We start from the raw sequence: 19,554 nt of genomic DNA, 5'->3' as shown, positions 1-19,554 counted from the left end.
ATCTAACCTATCAGTACCCGACCGAACCCGGCACCCTCAATATCCGGGGTGATGGCGATGATGCGGTCGAGTCTGATGGCCCGTTGCGACGTGGCGGTTTCTATCAGCAGCCACTCGCTCTTGTCGGCGCGGGTCTCTGTGGTCACCGCCCGCCCGTGAATGCTTCCTTCGTCTTTGAGCTCCAGCAGCAGCGGATACCTGCGAATGCAGGCCAACTCCAGCACATCATAGCGGTCGCAGGCAATGCGTTGATAATCTTGCATAATACTCCATGAGTAACATCTGGTGGCAGGCGGTGTCGATTTAACCTTAGTGAGTTAAACGCAATTTTCAAGTCGGCCGCTGAAATCCGCTGCCCGGCGCTAAGGTCTTACTCCATATCAGTCGGCGTTGGAGTGTTCACCTTGAAAGCGATGTGCCTGTTTGGCCTGCTGCTTGTCTTGCCTGTTGCTGTGCCCATAGCGGCCTTCGAGTTTGAAGCGAAAAGCCAGGGCGCGCAGCCCCAAATTATTGAACTCTATACCTCACAGGGCTGCAGCAGCTGCCCACCGGCTGAGGCCTGGCTGTCCGGTCTGGCCAATGAGACCGGACTTTGGCGCAGTCTCTTTCCGCTGGCCTTTCATGTCAGTTACTGGGATTACCTTGGCTGGAAAGACCCCTTTGCTGACCCCGCCCACGGCAAGCGCCAATATGCTCACTGGAATCGCAAACACAGTAAAGGGGTGTACACACCGCAAATCTTTATCGGAGGGCGGGAATGGCGCGGCGGTGAGGTGCCGAAAGCCCAGGCGGGGCCGCTCTGGTTAAAGCTGGAGGGGCAAAGCCTGCAGGCGAGCTTTGAAGGCCAGGCCGATACCCTGCATCTGGCGGTGGTCGGTATGGGGATGGTCAGTGCCATAGCCCGTGGTGAGAACCGTGGCAAACGGCTCACACAGGATTTTGTAGTGCTGCAACATTGGCAGTTCAAGGGGATCGCCACTGACACAGGCGTCCATTTCGCAGAGGAATTTGAGCTGATATCCCGGCCTGAATGGCAGCAGGCGAGCCGCCTTGCACTGGTTGCCTGGGTAGAAGACAAGTCGCTGCCGCTGCAGGCCCTTGGGGATTGGATACTGCCCTGAGCTTGTCAGCACCTGCGGTTTGTGTTCTTTTATGGCATTCAATTGATTGGCTTTTTCAGGGAGGATGCCAGAGTGAAACTGGTGATGGTGCATGGCTGGAGTGTCACGGATACCCGGGTGTATGGCGGCTTGCCCGAGGCACTGGCTCGTTTTGCCCCCGAATCGCTGGCGCTGGATATTGAGCACATCTTTCTGGGTCGCTATATCAGCTTCAATGACGAGGTACGCCTTGCGGATGTGGCCGACGCCTTTGAGCGTGCCCGGCAGGAGCGTTTGCAGGGGGAAAGTTTTGCCATAGTGACCCATTCCACCGGCGCGCCTGTTATCCGCACCTGGCTTGCCCGTTACTATTCTCAGGGGGCTCAGGGACTGAAGCAATGCCCGCTGACTCACCTGATTATGCTTGCCCCCGCCAACCATGGTTCGGCGCTGGCACAGCTGGGCAAATCCCGCCTTGGGCGGCTCAAATCCTGGTTCGATGGGGTAGAGCCGGGGCAACAAATTCTCGACTGGCTGGAGCTTGGCAGCCTGGGGCAACATCAGCTGAGCCGCTACTGGCTCAGCCAGGACCCCGTGGCCGATGGCCTGTATCCCTTTGTTATCAGCGGCGAAACCATCGACAGTAACCTCTATGACTTCCTCAACAGCTATACAGCCGAGCCCGGCAGCGATGGCGTAGTGCGTCTCGCCGGGGCCAATCTCAATTATCGCTGGCTCGAGCTCACTGAAACCCAAACCCTGGACGATAACGGCCGGGCAGTGCTCATACCCACGGCAGATGTTATTGCGCCTGCCTGTGGCTTTGAGGTGTTGCCACGGGCCAGTCACAGCGGCAGCAAGCTTGGCATCATGACCTCGGTCAATGGCCGCTCGCCAAAGCCCAGGCCGGTGGTCAGCCGCATCCTGCAGTGTCTGCAGGTGGGGTCGGCAGGGGATTACAGCGCCCTTTGCCAACAGATGGCTGACAGCAATCCAAGATCAGGCCCACGCTTTACTCAGCTGGTGGTGCGCCTGTGGGATAACGAAGGTGAGCCTATCTGCGATTTCGATTTTTTGTTGCTGGCGGGGCCAGACTACGACCCGGGCAAGCTGCCCAGGGGCTTTTTTAAGGACAGGCAAAAGAATCAGCGCAGTGGCAATGCCCTTACTCTGTACCTCAACCACGACCGCATGCTGAAAACCGCCGAAGGCTGCTTGGGATTTCGCATTCTTCCCCGGCCGGATAATGGCCTTGCCCACTACCGGCCGGTGGAGTTTCGCTGCGCCGGCAAGCTTGCTGAATACCTCAGGGCGGACCAAACCCTGATGCTGGATGTGCACCTGACACGGCATATTCATCCCCATGTATTCAGCCTGACCGGTGCAAGCGAACAGGGGGACTTCAGGCAGCTGGCAGAGGTTTAACCTGATGTAAGCGCTTTAACGATATCTTTGTCGGCATCCGCTTGTGTTTGCCATGGATTGTGCGTATAACAGGCCTTTGTGATACAAAAGTGTTACAAATGTAATAAAAAATAATAACAAGGTCTGTATGGCGTTTGACTGTTCCATCAGATGACCGCTTTGAATATGCACAGGAGTATGCAATGCAATCCATTTACAAACCACTGGCCGCGGCTGTAACCCTGGCGCTGTGTTCTGGCGCTTATGCTGCCGACCAGGAGCGCTATATCGTTAAGTTTAAAGAAGGCAAGGGCCCGAGCGTAATGGCTCAGCTGAAGTCTCAGGGTGGCAAGATGGCCCTGGATCTGAGCAGCCACAATGCCGCTGCCTTTACCCTGCCAGCCAAGGCGCTGAAAGGGCTCGAAAACAACCCCAACGTAGAATACGTTGAAGTGGATGCCAAGCGCTATCCTCTGGGTCAGGTTGTGCCTTACGGTATTCCCATGGTGCAGGCCGACCTGCTGAGCGATGCCGCCACCTCCAACACTACCGTGTGTATCATCGACTCCGGTTATGAACTGGCCCACGAAGATCTGGCCGGTAACCAGGTAACAGGCACCAACGATGCCGGCACCGGCAACTGGTTCACCGATGAAAACCACCACGGTACCCACGTGGCAGGCACCATCGCCGCCCTGAACAACAACACCGGCGTAGTGGGTGTAAACCCCAATGGCAACCTGAACCTGCACATCATCAAGGTATTCAATGCCGATGGTTGGGGCTACTCTTCTTCACTGGTATCGGCGCTGAACAAGTGTGAGCAGGCCGGTGCCAAGGTAATCAACATGAGCCTGGGTGGCAGCCGCTCAAGCCGCACCGAAGACTCGGCCTTTGCCGCCGCTGAAAGCCGTGGCGTGCTGTCTATCGCTGCCGCCGGTAACGATGGCAACACCCGTCACTCTTACCCAGCCTCTTACAACTCTGTGGTATCTGTTGCTGCCATCGACAGTAACAAGGTGGTTGCCGACTTCTCCCAAAAGACCAGCCAGGTTGAACTCTCTGGCCCAGGTGTGGGTGTGCTCTCGTCTGTGCCAACCGGCACTGCACTGGTTGCCAGCACCACCGTGGCCGGCACAGGTTATGAAGCCATAGGTATGGAAGGTTCACCCACCGGCGATGCTTCTGGCATGCTGGCCGACTGTGGCACCGGCGAGACTGCCTGTAACGCCAACGGTCAGGTGTGTCTTATCCAGCGCGGCGTGATCTCCTTCGCCGAGAAGGTGCAGGCCTGTGAAAACGGCGGCGGTGTTGCGGCCATCATCTACAACAACGTGTCAGGTGCACTGAACGGCACCATGGGCGACGTGGTCACCTCTATCCCATCTGTGGGCGTGAGTGACGTAGACGGCGCGGCCATGCTGGCCAAGGTTGGCAGCAATGCCAGCGTCAGCATCGGCGCCGGTAACTATGCCTACTTCGACGGTACCTCCATGGCCACCCCACACGTAGCCGGTGTGGCTGCGCTGGTATGGAGCCACTTCCCTCAGTGTTCCAACACCCAAATCCGTGCGGCGCTGCGTGCCACTGCCGAAGATCTGGGCGTAGCCGGTCGTGATGATTCCTACGGTTATGGTCTGGTGAAAGCCAAAGACGCCGTGGATTACCTGACCACCTATGGCTGTGACGGCCAGAGCAGCGGCGGCGGTAACACAGGCGGTACCTGTAAGGGCCGTAACTGTAAGTAAGCCTTAGCCATCGAGATGAAAAAGCCGGTCAGTGACCGGCTTTTTTTATTGACCTTTAATCGCGATTAAAAAGTGCTCGGTTTCGCTGCGGGTTTCTGTGTCATGCTGCCACAGCGGCGTAAGCCCCAGAGTGCTCAGTTGCGATTGGATGCCATCTGCCGTGTGCCCCTGACGCCAGACGCTGTCGCCATGGCTGTTGGTCTGAACATGGGGGTTACCGTCGCACTCGATAAAACTCAGATACAGCAGTCCCTCACTGGTCAGTTTGGCGGCGCAGTCCTTTAAAAATTGCGCGGCGCTGTGGCTGTCGAGATAGGGCAGGCCGAAGGCGCAGGCAATCACATCAAACTCGCCCGTAAGGCTTGCGGTATCTCTGAGATCCAGGCAATGAAACTCACCATCCGGCAGCGCCTCTTTGGCGAGCATCAGCATTTGTGGCGATAAATCGGTGGCGGTGATGTTAAGCCCGGGGAGGCGGGATTTCAGGTGCAGGCTTAAGGTGCCCGGGCCGCAGGCGAGGTCCAGTAAGCGCCTATGGCTGGGCTGCATCCTGTCCGCCAGCGCATCGAAGGTGGCCAGATAACTTGGCAGCAGCACAAAAGCGTCGCGATAGGCCTTTGCATGTTTGTCGAAGGTGGCAACGGTTTGCGCAGTGTCGGCTGCACTGATTTGGCCGGACATGAGATTAAACTCCCTGACTTGGCTGGGCCCATTCCGATGGGCGGTAAAAAGGTGGTGCCCAATGCGGGTCTGAATAGAGTGGGTCTGATTCGAGTGGATCTAATCAGAGCGGTTCTCAGTAAAACACGGGCAATAAAAAAGACCGGCAGGGCCGGTCTTTGTTTTTGGCATATTTTCAGCGCTCTGGCAATCGCTGCCTGTGGGCAATCGCGTCCTGTGGGCAGGGCAATGTCAGCTCAGCCCTTAAACGCAGTTACAGGTTGCGCTCGCGGGGATGGTCATTGTGGCGCTCACGCTGTGGCTGAGGGCGTTCCCGCTGGGGCTGCTGATGCTCACGGGGCTGCTGGCGCTGCTGACGGGCTTCCTGCTGTGCCTCGCGCTGACGTTCACGCTGCACCTGTTGCTCCCTTGGCTGTTCCCTGGATTGGGCAGGCAGAACTCTTGATTGGGTCTGCACCTCGCGCTGACGCTCCTGGAACTGCTGGCGCTCGCGCTGCTGTTCACGCTGCTCGAATCCACGCTGCTGTGGCTGGCTGCGCTCACGGTTGTCATTCCGCTCACGGCTGTTCAGCTGCTGGTTTAGTTGACGCTCACGGGATTGATGCCCCATCTCACGGTCGCGTGAGCTATTGCCCCCTTCCCGTTCACGGGCGCTATGGCCAGCGTTTTCAAAGCGGCGTTCGCTGCTGTTCATGCGGGCCTTGAAGTCCTGCTCGCGGCTGTGGCTCAGCTCCCGCTGCCTTACCTGGGGATTGTGCTGCTGCGACACAACACGGCTGTACTCGTCATGGCGTCTGTGGTCGCGCTCAATCCGGCTGGGGCTGCTCACATTAAAGCGCTGGCGGACGTCGGCGCTGCGGTAGGCCACACCGTGGCGATGGCCCGGGTCATGGCGCCAGCGCTGTGCACCCTGGCTGATGGCATACCTTGGCTCCGGTGGGCGGCGATAGTGATGATGGTGGTGCACTATCACGTGCCTGTCGTACCAGTGGAAATTCGAGAAGTAAAAGTTAAAGGAAATGCTGATCCCCGAATGCCAGCCAAAGTGACGGTGATAACTCACATAGCCGGGGAAGGGCGCCCAGTACACCGGCGGGTAGCGGTTCCAGCGCCAGTGACCATACACCACCCGTGGGTCGTAGTAGGGCACATAGATGATTTCGGGGCTGGGCGACTCGATAATGATTTGCGTGGGCTGGCGTTTCACCACCAGATTATCGCCGCCGTCCAGATTACCGGCGCGGTCGGCCTCGCGGCGCAGCATCTGTATGCTGTCCAGCACCGCTTCTTCATCGGCGAGGAAGGCATCCCCCAGATCCCGGGTCCAGTTGAGGTCATCGCTCATGCGCTCCAGCACATTGGGGAAGGCAATCAGCGCGGTCACGCTGGGGTCCCAGCCCTGCTTCTCGGCCTTATCCATCAGCTTTTTGTCGCTGAGCTTGCGATTTTTCTCACGCCAGCGGTTTGCTTCCACCACTTCCAGCGGATAGCTGGAGGCAATCAGGATATGGGTCAGCAGGGTATCGGGGTAGAGGGCAATGGGTGCCAGCAGCCGTGCCAGCTCGGCTTCGCTGAAGCGCTCGGCGCGGATATTGCTGCTGTATTCACTCGGCTCGGCCTGGGCCACCGAGGTGCAGCCGGAAAACAGGGGCAAACACATCAGGGCCGACACAAGTTGTATTCTGATAGACCTGTTCATAGGGCCTCCTTGATTGTTTCACACGGGCATGATGCCAGTTTGATTACAGGCTACAGGGCCGAAGATGAACGAAGGCTGAAGGGCGAAAACGGCCGCAAGGCAAACGACAGAACAGTTTCTGTCGCCTGCTTGTTGAAAATGAATTTTGAGCCGAAGGGACTCAGGCCCGCCACGCGGATATTCTGTTAACGCAGAAGGCACGTTTGGGCTCTGGCGGGACAGAAAACCCTGCGGGTTTTGTCGCGTTGCAAGCGACGGAAGCCTTTATCCCTGGCGGGATTGGCTGCGTGCCGCAGCCGAGGGGCGTGGGCCAAATGCATCCATGCATAACCGCCAGTTCGCCATCCATGGCTCTCGCTCGTGGGCCTGTCGCTGAGCGACACTCGCCAACCAACACCCGGCCAGCAAAGCAAGGAAATCACCAGATATGCAAGAGCCAACCGCTTACTCCTTTACCTTCCTCCCTCTTTTCATTAATAGGCAAAGCAGGCTCAAGCCCTTGGTTAAGGTGGCGAAAGGTGTTGAACATTGCTCGAAACATGAACAAATCCACTAGAATACTGCCGATATCTTTACAGATATCAGAAGAAATAATTTTTAAAAGCAGTTGGTTACAGTATCATGCGTTGGCAGGGCGTGCTTGCAACGACCAGTTAAGTATGCTCCCAAGGCAGAAAACGCCTATTGCTGTAGCCCACTCACACTTATACATTTGAAGCAAAGGAATCGACTCAAAATAAGTCGCTTTACAATCAAAAGTGTTGAGTGTTCTGATTTCGACTTCAGACCGCAGGCAGAGGCAAACGCATTGAAGCCCACTTTATCTGTAAAACCTAAAATCAAGGAATGAGAAAATGCTAACAAAAAACCTGTTTGTGTTCGTATTTGCAGCGGTAATATCCGGATGTTCTATCCAAAACTCCATTCCCGTGACATACCACAAACAGCCCATCTCAGGAGTAAAAGTCGACAACACTGACTCTATTGGCGTGACTCAGTGGCGAGACAAAAGAAATATAGCTGGCGTGAAAGATAAGTACTCTGAATCTGCTGTGATCAGGATGGGTGGTGCAACAATTGGTATGACTCACAATGGTCAGAAATTCGTAAGAGTTGCTGATTTTGTGAGATTAAACTTTATTGAAGAATTGCAGTCTCTAGGTGTCAATGCGCGTACAATTGAAGTCATGCCAGCATCAAGTGATAAAGAACTACTTGCAAATATTGCCCAGAACAACAACGTTAAGATGGTTATTTCTGCTGACTTGATGAATTTCGATTTCAATTGTGCAGGGGCATGGACACTTGAATGTACAAGAAGTGTTTCTTTCTCAATGTCTATGGTCGACAAAGATGGTAAAGAAATCATCACCAGAGAGGTGTTTGATGCCAATATGTCGAATAACGAGGGCATGGGTGTACTGCACCAAACAGTGCTCGACCAAATAGCCAATAACGTTATGCGAGAAGCACTGAAAAAAGCAGTTATCAGAACGGCACAACAGCTTAATGCAGCGAAATCAGTCGCCGAGACTGGCCTCATCGCATCTGAATAAATAGATTCACACAACAAAGAAACAAGCGAAAGGACACCTATAAAAAGCACCACAAAATAGCGGGTGTCCTGGATTCCTATTGCCCAATGCCTTCCTTTGTTGTAGCTTGGTTCAGCTTGTTACTGACAAGGCTTTTTTAACCCTAAGATGATGAATTGCAGGTGTTAATTAAGCCATTGCTGAATAAGCGCAGCAAACAACAATGTGGATCAGGGAAGAACCGCTCAACCAAGCCTTCACAGGCACGGCCAGCAACGCAGGGACAGCGCCAGCCAAGCGCTTTTACGCTAAAAGCTCACTCACCCTTCAGCTTCTCCCCTCATCTCACAAGGCCATGTGGCCCCCGCAGGTCATTAAGCAGCATTAAGCAGGTCATTAAGCAGGTCATTAAGCAGAAAACACTGCACAAAACTTGACCTAACCCTGGGTTTGCCATCGCCCAAGCTGCTAACTTGCTGTTGTTTTAGTTGGATTTTTTACAGGCGGCTTTCAACCAAAGCCAGTTGGTCAGGTACGCTCTAAGGCTGCAAGCGCCGGTGCGGTAGCCAGCCCGAAATTCGGGCGCTGCGCTTTGCCAGGATGAATTGGCAGGTCAACCGACCTGCGGGTGATTTGGGGAGATTGCCAAACTTCGTTTGGCGAAAGTCGTGGGTCACCGACCCACACCCGGGGAAAGGGGACCGTTTCGACAGGCCCCTTATCCAATCCCCCAGCGACCCGCCACGAAGCGGAAAGCCCCGTCGGGCTTATGGTGAAAATTGGCTGGCGCGACCGATTCGCTCCAAGCTCAACGGTCGCTGCTTCGGCATCCATGCCTAGCCACGCCATTTTGACCAACACCCTTGGCCGCTTCGAGCGGGATGAGTGAAACCTTTGGTTGCAGTGTTGGGGGAAAGAGTTGTGGGTGTCCGCACTTTTCGACGTCTTTTGGGAAAAATTGTGGGTGACCTTGTTTTGCTTAGTCCGTCAGGTCGCCGATGATTGGGTTTAATTAACTCCGACCCCTTTATCGCTTTCAATCAGATGAACCAAGAGTTGTGCCTGCCCCATCTTTATGTAGTGACGTAAATATTACGACAGTTCGACGATAGCGAGTCGAGCTGATGGAAATAAACTCAAGCAAGCGGGGTGGTGCGATGATTACAGGGCATGCGTATTTTGGGGTTAAATTTGAGTAAAGTGCGTTTCCAACCTGTAAACCAGGGGGGGGCAATTTTATGATGTTGTGAATGTTAACGGCTTGTAATGTTGCGTGGTTCAATGTATGTTTTGCTTTTTTTTTCATCAGGGATGAAGGGTATGAGGATAACTGTTTACACAGTGGCCATTATGGGCTTACTAGCCAGTCTGACAAGCAATGCCGCGAACTATAAAGTCGTAAATACTAATACAACATTTGATGAGCTGTCATATCAAGACTCTGATAGTGAATTCATGGTCCCAAATGTCGGACTATCTGATTTCGAGGAAAAGGCAGTAGTTCTGGGTGATAGGTTGGTTTTTTCCGCTGTTGATTCTGTAGGAAGTAGAGAATTATATTCTTATTCCACTTTGGATAAGAGTGTTACAAAACTAAGTGGTTTAAATACAACTGGATTTATTAATAGGCTGAGGCGTATAGAAAAAGCTAAGGCCATATTTACTGCAGAGAACGGTCTGTTCGAGACAGATGGTACAATAGCAAATACCAAAAAAATTCATACTGATGAATTTATAAAATCAACAAGAATGATTTCTGTAGACTACATAATAAAAGTCGATGACGATGGGATCGTGCACCAACGTGTTGTTGATATAGTAAAAAATAATTTATCAGGAAAAGAGACAGTAATCGCCTCTGGAGTTGGCGGTGGTGGTGTTGCGAGAGTTGGTCGTTATAGTGTAACGAGTAAAAGAGGTGCTCAATTATCTTCTGAGGGATTTTTAGATTCAGTTATTACAGATGGAACGATAGATAATACTCATGAATTGAGTATAAAAAAAATTAAAAGCCCTGATAGATTGCGACGTAATGTCACCTATAATTACAATGAAAATACAATGTATTTTTTGAGTCAAGTGGATTCTGATGTTTCCTTTTCGAAATTGACAGATGATGGCTTTGATAGTTTAGCAAAGCTTACTGGCGGTTATAGTTGTGGTGATGAAAGTCTCGATATGGATAACTTCTTCTCTGTTTCAAATATCTTTGAAGATGAGTATAGCTATTATATATCAAGAGATGATGTTATTGATTTATTGGAGTCAAGAACATCTAATAAAAATTCTTGTGTGGTTGTTATCGGGAAGCAAAGCAAAAAAATTGAAAAAATCATAGATTATAATAAAAAAAGCTATCCGTATGCAGATTTTATAGGGGTGAATGCGGCAGGGGAGTTGATAGTTGCAGTTGATCAATGGCAGCGAGGTGATTACAGCTCTCATGGGGTTCGCTTTGAGAAAATGAACGTGCTTGCTTACAATCCTAGTACAGAGAAATCAAGATTTTTATTCGAGACTGCTTATAGAACATTTGAATTTTTATACATATCAGACTCCAACTTTGTGTTCAATTTGGTAGACTTTAATTCACCCATGACTGATACAAAAAGCTGGCGTACTTCAACGTATAAACTCAATGTAAGTGATCTAAATTTAACAAAAATGTCTGGTAACTCAAATAATTTTGATCAATATGGGCGGCCAGCCGGATTTATTTTTACAGATAAGACAGAAGATCTAGCTCAATTTTACGAGGTCAATGATAGTATAATTTCAATTGGTTATTTTCCATTTTTTGGAATGTATAGTTTCACTGATAAAATTGAAATGGTTAGATTAGATTCAAGATATTATCGTGATGGAGAAAGTGGTGCCTCCGAATGGAATTATTTCCCTGTTTCAAATGGATGGATTTTTCAGAATCAAAAAAATAACAAAATTGGTCATGTAAATTTTCGAGGAGAGTTAATATATTTTGATTTTCCTGTTAGTTGCGGAACTGAGTGTGGATCTTATTTTAACGGCGTAATTGGTGATGGAAGCGATTATTATGTGAAAATTGACATTGACTATGAATCTTTACTTTTTAGATTGAATCAAGAAAATACTGCACCAATAGAGAAAATTAAGTTGGATGGTGATTTTTATAATAAAAATCTCAACGCAGTCATTGATGTTAATCCTGTAATTGATGGTAAGTATCTCGAAGGGGCGGGAGGGTTCTATGACTTCAAAACTGGTGATGTTGTTGAGCCACAATATCAGTGTGGAACTTCAAAGCTGTTCACAAAGCAGGCTGAGCATAATATACATGTAAAGTTGATTTCTCAGAATGGGACTGAATTGTTTTCTAGTGAGCATGTTCATAATATAGAGTTCAGTGCAAAAGCGCTCGGAAAAGTTCTTATAAACCAAGTTGATGAGGGGTATATTAAGGTTGCCTCGTTAGACTGTAAAAGCGGTGAAGTAATGAATTTTCCAGAGGATAAATCGCCATTCATAGATTTTCGCAACGGGGCGTTTAATAGTTATAATGGAAAGTATTATTATTTTAAGGATAGTGTCCTGTATTCATTTAGTGCAATGACGGGCAATGTAGACTTGGTTTATGATGCGACCCAGATACCGTTTCCATATCATGTTCAAAATTTAGCATTTGTCGGCGATACAGTTTTATTTTGGCCTGAGCAGCAAAGTTCTATGGAGGAGTATAAGGTTTATTACATTAAGAATGGGAGTTTTGGTGAGATATATATTGATGATGGTGTTTCACATCAACTCTCATTGGTTAAGGGGCAACATAACACTGATGAGAGATATATTTATGGTTATTATCGTCGCGCATCTAGTCAATTTGACTCCGGAAGTCAAAAGGAGTTGTTTATTTTTGACAATGAGACATTGGAAGTGAAATTTCTGGATGTGTTTCCTGAGTCATCTCGTTCTTATATAAATAGTCCAAAATTCTCATCTGGTCGTGTTATGTATAATGGCAGTGCCCCTGGGTTTCGCTATGAATTAATTGTGATAGATCCAGTTTGTGTATTTGAGAATCAATGTGACTGGGAAAATTCCCCGCCAAACGTAGATATGAATTTAACATTATATTATGCTAAGGGTGATTATTTTGATATTCCTGTGAGAGCTATAGATTCGGATTTTGATAAGTTGACATTCAGTTTGTTAGATAAACCAGCTTGGCTTAATGTTACTACCGATGGGCATATTAAAGGAGTGGTTCCTAGTAATGCAAAGGCAAACAATTCAGTAACCATTATTGTCGATGATGGTACTAATAGTGTCAGTCAGACATTTTCTTTAAATATAATTGATACCAATGCTGGTGATGCTGGAACGACACCACCAACAACACCGCCAACCAATACGACTGAGCCTGCGACGACAAAAGACTCAGGTGGTGGAGGTGTGTTTGATATGACCTTTTTATCGGCATTGTTGTTGCTCTTGTTTTTGAGAGAGGCTTTTGATTTTCGCAAAATAGTTATAACTAAGTTTGCCAGCAGAAATTAACAGTTTGACGTTGCTTAAAAAGTAAAAGGCTGCCAAGTGCAGCTTTTTTACTTTTCACCGGGAATGAGGATACCTATAACTCTTTAACTGTTGAAAGCATCAGGCTGACACAAGTCTCCCCATCTGGTGAAGCTGAGGTATGAAAGTTTGGGTGATAGGTCATCAGCCATAGTACTTCACTCGCAGAATCCACCGGCTATACTCCCATCGAAGCCGCTTTGGCAGTTGGGCTGAGTGAAACGGGCAAGCCGAGATCGGGATATCGAGGCAGAGACCGTCGAGCTTGGAGCGAGTCGGTCGCGGTGACCGTTTTCAGCCCATAAGGCCAAAGTGTCCGGCTTCGTCTGGGGTCGCTGGGGGATTGGACAAGGGGGCCTGTCGAAACGGCCCCCTTTCCTCGGGTGTGGGTTGAAGACCCACGACCTTCTGTCGCTTGCAAAGCGACTCATTTCTCTCGTTGCTCGAAGAGCAACAAAATCGCTTTCAGTCGTTTGAAAAACGACTTCAAAAAAACTTCCTATCGCTAAGTCAAGCGAACCAAGTTACTGGGGGAAAGACACCTCAAACCTCGCTCCACCGAGCAAATCACTGCGCTCGACCCGCAGCTTCCCTTGATAGGCGTCTGTCAGGTCGCGGACTATGGCGAGCCCTATCCCATGTCCCTTGTCATAGGTATCCGCGCGGATGCCGCGCTCAAAAATCTTCTCCCGCATCGAATCGTCCACCCCGGGGCCATCGTCCTCGACGATAAGCCGCAGCCTGCCATCGTGCTTGGTGGCGGTTAAACACACCCGTGAACGGGCCGCCTTGCAGGCGTTATCCAGAAGATTGCCCAAAAGCTCGGTCAAATCCCCCTTATCGCCCTTGAACACCAAATCGGCCGTGAGCTTAAGCTCGAAGTCGATGCCCTTGTCGCCGTGGATTTTGCTTAAGGTACGACTTAACCGCTCGGCCTGGGGCAGGATTTCTACCCCCTGGTGCCAGGAGGCGGCGCCGGCGCTCTGGGCCCGCTTCAGCTGATGGCTGATTGAGTGGCTGATGCTGTCCACCTGCTCCATCACGGCTTCATCCAGCCCCGGGTGGCTTTGCAGCACTGCCAGCGGGGTTTTTAAACTGTGGGCCAGGTCGGAGAGGGCATTGCGGTAACGCTTGCGCTGGTTTTGCTCTGTGGTTAACAGCGAGTTGAGCTGATGCACCAGCGGCCCAAGCTCCGCCGGGTAGTCGCTGTCTATGCGCTCCTTGTCGCCGTGCTCCACGGCCTTTAGTTCGGCCTCGAACCGTGACAGCGGCTTTAAGGTCCAGCGCAGCCACAGCCCCAGCACCACAGCAAGCAGCGCCAGCGCCAGCAGCAGATAACGCCACAGGCTGGATTCAAACTCGGTGAGCGCCTCGCGGTAGCGCTGCTGGGATTTAAGAATATGAATGCTTAAGGGCACATCCACGCCCTTGCTCTCGTACAGGGCGGTAAAGCTCATGACGAACAGCGGCTCGCCATTGAGTGTGGTTTCGCCAAACACCTTGGCATCGGCGCCGGGAGCGGGGCTGGGCAGCTTGTCGATGGCGCCGTGGCCAATCAGGGAGCCGGAGCGCCACAGCACTTCACCTTTCCCAGAGCCAGAGCCTGAGCGCACCTCGGCATACAGACCTGAACCATCGACATTGAATTGGGGTTCGTTGAGGAAAGGCGGCATTTCCAGCTGGCCGTCTATCACGTCGGTTTGTGCCAGTACCGAGTAAATAAGGGCGCCGAGCTCGTCGCGGCTGCCCGCCAGCGCCTGACGCTCGAACGCCTGAAACAGGGCGATGCCGAGTGCTGGCAGCAGCAGCGCCACCAGGATGGCGGCACTGACGAAAAGGCGGGTCTTCAGCGATAAGCGGTCGATAACGCCGGAGGCTGGCCTCGGCTGAGATAAAGGCTCAGGCGCAGGCTTTGGTTCAGGCGAAGGCTTTGGCGTAGAGGCTGGGTCTGACATCAGTTGAGCAGGTTCAGCCGGTAGCCCTGGCCGCGCAGGGTTTCAATCAGCCCGAGCTTATTGTCCGGGTCGAGCTTTTTACGCAGCCGGCGAATAAACACCTCAATCACGTTGGAGTCGAGGTCGAAGTCCTGATCGTAAATATGCTCGGTGAGCACGGTTTTGGACTGCACCTCGCCCCGGTGCATCATCAAAAATTGCAGGAGGCGGAATTCGGAGGCCGACAGGCTGACCCGCTCGCCACCAAGCAGCACTTCGCCACTGGCGGTATTGAGGGTAACGGGGCCGTTTTCGATGATGGGGCTTGCCTTACCGGCGCTGCGGCGAATAAGCGCCTTTAAGCGTGAGGCCAGTTCCCGTGGGTGGAACGGTTTGGTGAGGTAGTCGTCGGCACCGGCATCCAGGCCTTCGACTTTGTCTTCCCAACTGTCGCGGGCGGTGAGGATAAGGATGGGGAACTCGCGGCCCTCGGCCCTGAGTTTGGTCACCAGGCTGATGCCATCGAGTTTGGGCAGGCCCACGTCGATAATGGCGGCGTCGTAGTCGTATTCCAGCCCCTGAAACAGCCCCAGCTCGCCATCGGCGGCCACATCCACGCTGTAGAGGCTTTCTCTGAGGTGATCCCCCAGATTGGCGGCCAGAGCCGCATCGTCTTCAACCAGTAACAGGCGCATTGTCAGTCTCTCCCAACCCGTCCGGTACGGGCATCCACAGATACGTAAAAGACCTTGCCGTCGTTGCTGACCATCTTGACCCGGTAGCCGGGATTGCCGCCCACCTGGCTGCGGCTGACCTTGAGCACCCGGCCCGGATAGCGGCTGGCGGCCATACCGGCGGCCTGATCGCCACTGGTGACCTTAAGCGACTGCTGCTGGCCCTGATTGTTCATCTGGGCATAGGCCTTCGCCATGGCTGTGCCCGGCGTTGCCAGTTGCAGACAGGCGCCAAACAGGATTGTCAGCAAAAACCGGTGTTTCATGTCTTTTCTCTCTGCGTATCAATGGTGCCAGTGTAAAAGATCCCCCGCGTGAAAGGAAAGTGCGAACAGCGACTTAACTCGCAGGATGCGTTGTGCCATCCGGGGGCGCCTCTGGAAATCCATTGGCATATTGATAGCGGTTGACGGCTGAACATTGGCTGAAAGTACTCAAAAACCGCGTTCAGGAAGCGTTCATGGCGAAACGGATTTAATGGCTTCAACAAGTCAGTATGAGGACGCGACTATGAAGACTCCATTCCAAGGCACACTTTCTTCCCTGAGTATCAAAACCCTCATGGCAGCCATGATGCTGGCGGGCACCTCGGCCTATGCAGAAACAGCAACAGGCACACAAACAGGAACGCCTATTGGTGCGCCCATGGTGTCGGCCGTGGGGGCTCAGCTCAGCGACAAGCCAGACAGCAGCCGCTATGTGGACGACGCCATGGCCAGTGAACTCAAGGCCAGGGTGCAGCAAATCCAGGCCGTGGCCGCCGAGCCCAAGACCCGTGAGCAGGTGGCAGCGCAGAAAGAAACCAGCGCCAAACTGCAGCGCAGCCGCCAGCAAAGCTACGGCGTGTATCACGAGTTCAGTTTTTACAATGCCTTTGCCCGCCTGTTTGAAGACAGGGACTACGATGGCTTCCATCGCAGCTTTTCGGTGACCTTCGATGCGGATGTGTATTCCAACTATCCCGACGAGTCGGTGCCCGTGTATGCCGAGCTGTATTTGAGCCGCAACGGCGGTGACTGGGTGCGTTACTTCACCACTGAGACCTTTTACATTCGCGGTGCCAATGAGCTGGATGACTACGAGGTGGTGACCACCCTGGCCCAGGGCTATGGCACCGATCATTACGATGTGCTGATTGACCTCTATGAAGTGGGTTACAGCGACATAGTGGCCACCATCAGCGCGGACGATACCAATGATTTGTATGCCCTGCCGCTGGAGAGCGCCAACTATGATCGTGAAGAGGTGGTGATCGATGTGGAAGGTGGCGGCAGCCTGGGCGCCGGTGCGCTGGCTCTGCTGGCACTGGGTGCCTGTCTGCGCCGCCGCGAGCGGAAATAGACCGTAGACCGTAAACGATAGCAACGCAAAAGCCGCAATGGGAGTCACCGCGGCTTTTGTTGTTAAACGAAGCCCTCGATTCAGAACCCTTCCTTATTCCCTAATCCCGACTCCCGACTCCCGATTCCCCATTCAACATTCAACATTCCCGACTCCCCATTCACGCTTCAAGTCCATCCAGCCAGGCGAGCAGCTCTTGCTGATGCTCCCCAAGTAATGGCGGTGGCAGCGGCGAGTTCAGCGACTCGCCATCCATCCTCACCGGGCTGCCCACAAAGGGCAGCCTTTCGCCGTTAAAGTCACGCACTATTTGCATCTGCCTGTGTTTGGCCTGTGGCTCATCGAGGGCTTCAGATACTGTGTTGATGGATCCTACGGGTACACCTGCGCCGTTAAGCAGCGTTAGCCACTCGCCCTTGGTTTTGCTCAGCATGGCGGCCTTTATCAGAGGCAGCAGCACCTCGCGGTGGCTGACCCGCCCGGCATTGGTGGCAAAGCGGCTGTCGTTGGGCAGTTCATTGAGTCCTGCCAGCTCGCAGAAGCGGGCAAACTGCCCATCGTTACCCACCGCCAAAATCAGGTGGCCATCGGCACAGGCAAAGGCCTGATAGGGCACGATATTGGGGTGGGCGTTGCCAAGGCGGGGCGGATTGGTGCCTGCGGCGAGGAAGTTTTGCGCCTGATTGGCGAGCATGGCGAGCTGCACATCAAACAGCGCCATATCGATATGGCAACCAAGGTTTGATGACTGGCGCGCCACTATGGCCGCCAGAATGGCATTGGCGGCATAAAGCCCGGTAAAGAGGTCGGTAATGGCAACGCCTGTTTTCATGGGCTCGCTTAGCGCATCACCGGTGAGGCTCATCAGGCCGCCCATGGCCTGTATCATAAAGTCGTAGCCCGCCCGGGGCGCGTCCGGGCCGCTCTGGCCAAAGCCTGTGACCGAGCAATACACCAGCTTGGGGTTTATCGCCTTGAGGCTCTCATAATCCAAACCGTACTTAGCCAGGCCGCCCACTTTGAAGTTTTCCAGCAGTATGTCGCTGTGGCGGGCAAGTTTTTGAATTCGTGCCACATCATGAGGATTTTTCAAATCCAGCAGCAGGGATTTTTTCCCCCGATTGGCGGCCAGAAAATAGGCAGCATCCCCCTCTTTGTGCCCCCCGGCATAGGGCGGCCCCCAGTGGCGGGTATCGTCGCCGCCGTCGGGGTGTTCTATCTTGATGACCTCGGCCCCCATATCGGCCAGCAACTGGCTGCACCATGGGCCGGCCAGCACTCTGGATAAATCCAATACCCGCAGGCCTTTGAGCGGTTGTTTCATGGAGTTTCCTTAACGGTTTACAGCTTCTTATTGTTGGAACTAGGGAAGGTGCGAATAAGTCCCGTGCTTGCTCTGCGTGTGCTTAAAGTGGATAGCTGCAAGGCACAGTTCGCAGCGAATGGCCCTAGTCCTTCGCAAGAACTGTAACGTCGCAGATACCGCTGTAAGCCACGCCCTACGGGGCTTTAATAGCAACACCATTTCGGCGTTATTCAACTTCAGCAGGCCTCGGCATGCTTTCAGTTGAATGCCTTGAACTGTCGTCGCTATCAAAGCCAGAGCTGTGCGAGGACTTGTTCGCGCCTTCCTTAGCGCCGCTATTGACTTTATCCCTGCTGCTCCCTAGTCTGCAAGGTCAGTCATCAAGGTGGTATGCAATGGATATAAAGTACAATTTAAAACCCGCATCAGAGCGCCGCACTGAGCCCTTTGAACCTCAGGGAGACGTTGGATTCGGCAAGCTTAGAACCGACCATATGTTTATGATGGACTACAAGGATGGCCAGTGGCAGAACGCCCGTATTTTGCCCTACGGCCCCTTTGAAATGATGCCAGGCGCCATGGCGCTGCATTATGGCCAGTCTATCTTTGAAGGCGCCAAAGCCTTTATGCATGACGACGGTGAAATTTACACCTTCCGTTTGGACAAAAATGCCCAGCGCCTCAATCGCTCGGCCGACATTGTCTGTATCCCAAACATTCCGGAAGCCGTGCAGCTTGAGGCCATCAACGCCCTGATTGATGTGGACCGCCTGTGGTTCCCCCGTCAGGAAGGTGCCTGTCTTTATATCCGCCCCTTTGTATTTGCCACTGAAGACCGCCTGTCGGTGAGCCCGGCAAACCAGTACACCTTCTGTGTGGTGCTGAGCCCAAGCGGTGCCTACTATGGCAAAAACCTCAATGCCATTCGTTTGCTGATCACCACCCAGTTCCACCGCGCTGTGTCCGGTGGTACAGGCGCCTCCAAGGCCGCCGGTAACTATGCCGCATCCTTGCGCGCCGGTAAGGCTGCCGCCGAGCATGGCGCTGCCCAGGTGTTGTATCTGGATTCCACCAACGAATATATCGAGGAAGTGGGCGCCATGAACCACTTCCATATCCGTAAAGACGGCACCCTGATTATTCCTGAGTTTACCGATACCATTTTGCGCTCCATCACCTCTGAGTCGATTTTGGCTTTGGGTAAAGAACTGGGCTGCGAAGTGCGTCAGGAGACGATAAAACTCAGCGATTTTATTGCCGATATCGAAGCCGGTGAGATCGTTGAGGCCGGTGGTTTTGGTACTGCCGCTGTGGTCTCCCCCGTTGGCTCTTACATCTTTGAAGATGGCCGTATCGTGACCGTGGGCGATGGCAAGGTGGGTGAGCGCATCGGCCACATCTACAAGGTGTACACCGAGATGCAAAAGGGCCTGCGCCCTGCGCCGGAAGGCTGGGTTCGCAAGGTCGAGCGCCGTAGCTGATAGCTGGGGCACTCACCACAGCAAAAAGGCTCCATTGGGA

Annotated in this window: 14 protein-coding genes; 7 read left to right on the top strand and 7 right to left on the bottom strand. The window is 52.6% G+C overall.

The features are described from left to right. Positions 1-2: 2 nt before the first annotated feature. Positions 3-263, bottom strand: a complete 261-nt coding sequence (locus K0H63_RS18160; protein ID WP_220065891.1) for a Rho-binding antiterminator — start codon at positions 261-263, stop codon at positions 3-5. Between the two features lie 150 nt (positions 264-413). On the opposite strand from K0H63_RS18160, the gene K0H63_RS18155 reads away from it, so the two are divergent. From K0H63_RS18155 to K0H63_RS18145, 3 genes are all read left to right on the top strand, one after another. Next, complete coding sequence (locus K0H63_RS18155) at positions 414-1,121, top strand: DUF1223 domain-containing protein (protein WP_258405725.1); 708 nt, start codon at positions 414-416, stop codon at positions 1,119-1,121. A 72-nt stretch (positions 1,122-1,193) separates the two neighbouring features. Next, positions 1,194-2,525 (top strand): esterase/lipase family protein, encoded by a 1,332-nt coding sequence (locus K0H63_RS18150; RefSeq protein ID WP_220065889.1) that lies wholly within the window; start codon positions 1,194-1,196, stop codon positions 2,523-2,525. A 182-nt stretch (positions 2,526-2,707) separates the two neighbouring features. Beyond that, positions 2,708-4,252, top strand: a complete 1,545-nt coding sequence (locus K0H63_RS18145; RefSeq protein WP_220065888.1) for a S8 family serine peptidase — start codon at positions 2,708-2,710, stop codon at positions 4,250-4,252. 45 nt (positions 4,253-4,297) lie between these two features. On the opposite strand, the gene K0H63_RS18140 is transcribed toward K0H63_RS18145, so the two are convergent. Then, complete coding sequence (locus K0H63_RS18140; protein ID WP_220065887.1) at positions 4,298-4,933, bottom strand: class I SAM-dependent DNA methyltransferase; 636 nt, start codon at positions 4,931-4,933, stop codon at positions 4,298-4,300. 253 nt (positions 4,934-5,186) lie between these two features. Next, positions 5,187-6,632, bottom strand: a complete 1,446-nt coding sequence (locus K0H63_RS18135) for a DUF3300 domain-containing protein (protein ID WP_220065886.1) — start codon at positions 6,630-6,632, stop codon at positions 5,187-5,189. A gap of 854 nt (positions 6,633-7,486) precedes the next feature. Here K0H63_RS18135 and K0H63_RS18130 point away from each other — a divergent pair. Together K0H63_RS18130 and K0H63_RS18125 are read left to right on the top strand one after the other, a co-directional pair. Further along, positions 7,487-8,188 carry a hypothetical protein gene (locus K0H63_RS18130; RefSeq protein WP_220065885.1) on the top strand — a complete coding sequence of 234 codons (702 nt, stop codon included), beginning with the start codon at positions 7,487-7,489 and terminating at the stop codon, positions 8,186-8,188. A 1,299-nt stretch (positions 8,189-9,487) separates the two neighbouring features. After that, the gene (locus K0H63_RS18125) at positions 9,488-12,700 is read left to right on the top strand and encodes a hypothetical protein (protein ID WP_220065884.1); all 3,213 of its coding nucleotides are present in this window, start codon (positions 9,488-9,490) and stop codon (positions 12,698-12,700) included. 542 nt (positions 12,701-13,242) lie between these two features. On the opposite strand, the gene K0H63_RS18120 is transcribed toward K0H63_RS18125, so the two are convergent. Genes K0H63_RS18120 through K0H63_RS18110 form a run of 3 tightly spaced genes read right to left on the bottom strand, consistent with a single transcriptional unit; the run spans position 13,243 to position 15,652 of the window. Next, a complete protein-coding gene (locus tag K0H63_RS18120; protein ID WP_220065883.1) occupies positions 13,243-14,673 on the bottom strand; it encodes an ATP-binding protein in 1,431 nt (476 codons plus the stop codon). Continuing rightward, a complete protein-coding gene (locus tag K0H63_RS18115) occupies positions 14,673-15,347 on the bottom strand; it encodes a response regulator transcription factor (protein ID WP_220065882.1) in 675 nt (224 codons plus the stop codon). Before K0H63_RS18115 ends, K0H63_RS18120 begins: the two co-directional genes overlap by 1 nt. A gap of 2 nt (positions 15,348-15,349) precedes the next feature. After that, positions 15,350-15,652: a PepSY domain-containing protein gene (locus K0H63_RS18110; RefSeq protein WP_203325194.1), complete on the bottom strand. Its 303-nt coding sequence runs from the start codon at positions 15,650-15,652 to the stop codon at positions 15,350-15,352. 244 nt (positions 15,653-15,896) lie between these two features. Between K0H63_RS18110 and K0H63_RS18105 the strand changes: the two genes are divergently transcribed. Beyond that, positions 15,897-16,727 (top strand): choice-of-anchor H family protein, encoded by an 831-nt coding sequence (locus K0H63_RS18105; protein ID WP_258405613.1) that lies wholly within the window; start codon positions 15,897-15,899, stop codon positions 16,725-16,727. A 160-nt stretch (positions 16,728-16,887) separates the two neighbouring features. Here the strand turns inward: K0H63_RS18105 and K0H63_RS18100 are convergent, their stop codons facing one another. Continuing rightward, complete coding sequence (locus K0H63_RS18100; protein WP_220065880.1) at positions 16,888-18,051, bottom strand: CaiB/BaiF CoA transferase family protein; 1,164 nt, start codon at positions 18,049-18,051, stop codon at positions 16,888-16,890. Positions 18,052-18,428: 377 nt separating this feature from the next. Here K0H63_RS18100 and K0H63_RS18095 point away from each other — a divergent pair, with 377 nt between their 5' ends. After that, positions 18,429-19,514 carry a branched-chain amino acid aminotransferase gene (locus K0H63_RS18095; RefSeq protein WP_220065879.1) on the top strand — a complete coding sequence of 362 codons (1,086 nt, stop codon included), beginning with the start codon at positions 18,429-18,431 and terminating at the stop codon, positions 19,512-19,514. Positions 19,515-19,554: the final 40 nt, after the last annotated feature.

It is taken from the genome of Shewanella zhangzhouensis (assembly GCF_019457615.1).
In the GTDB taxonomy this organism is placed as follows: Bacteria; Pseudomonadota; Gammaproteobacteria; order Enterobacterales; family Shewanellaceae; genus Shewanella; species Shewanella zhangzhouensis.
This window is presented reverse-complemented; position numbering and strand designations above follow the sequence as displayed.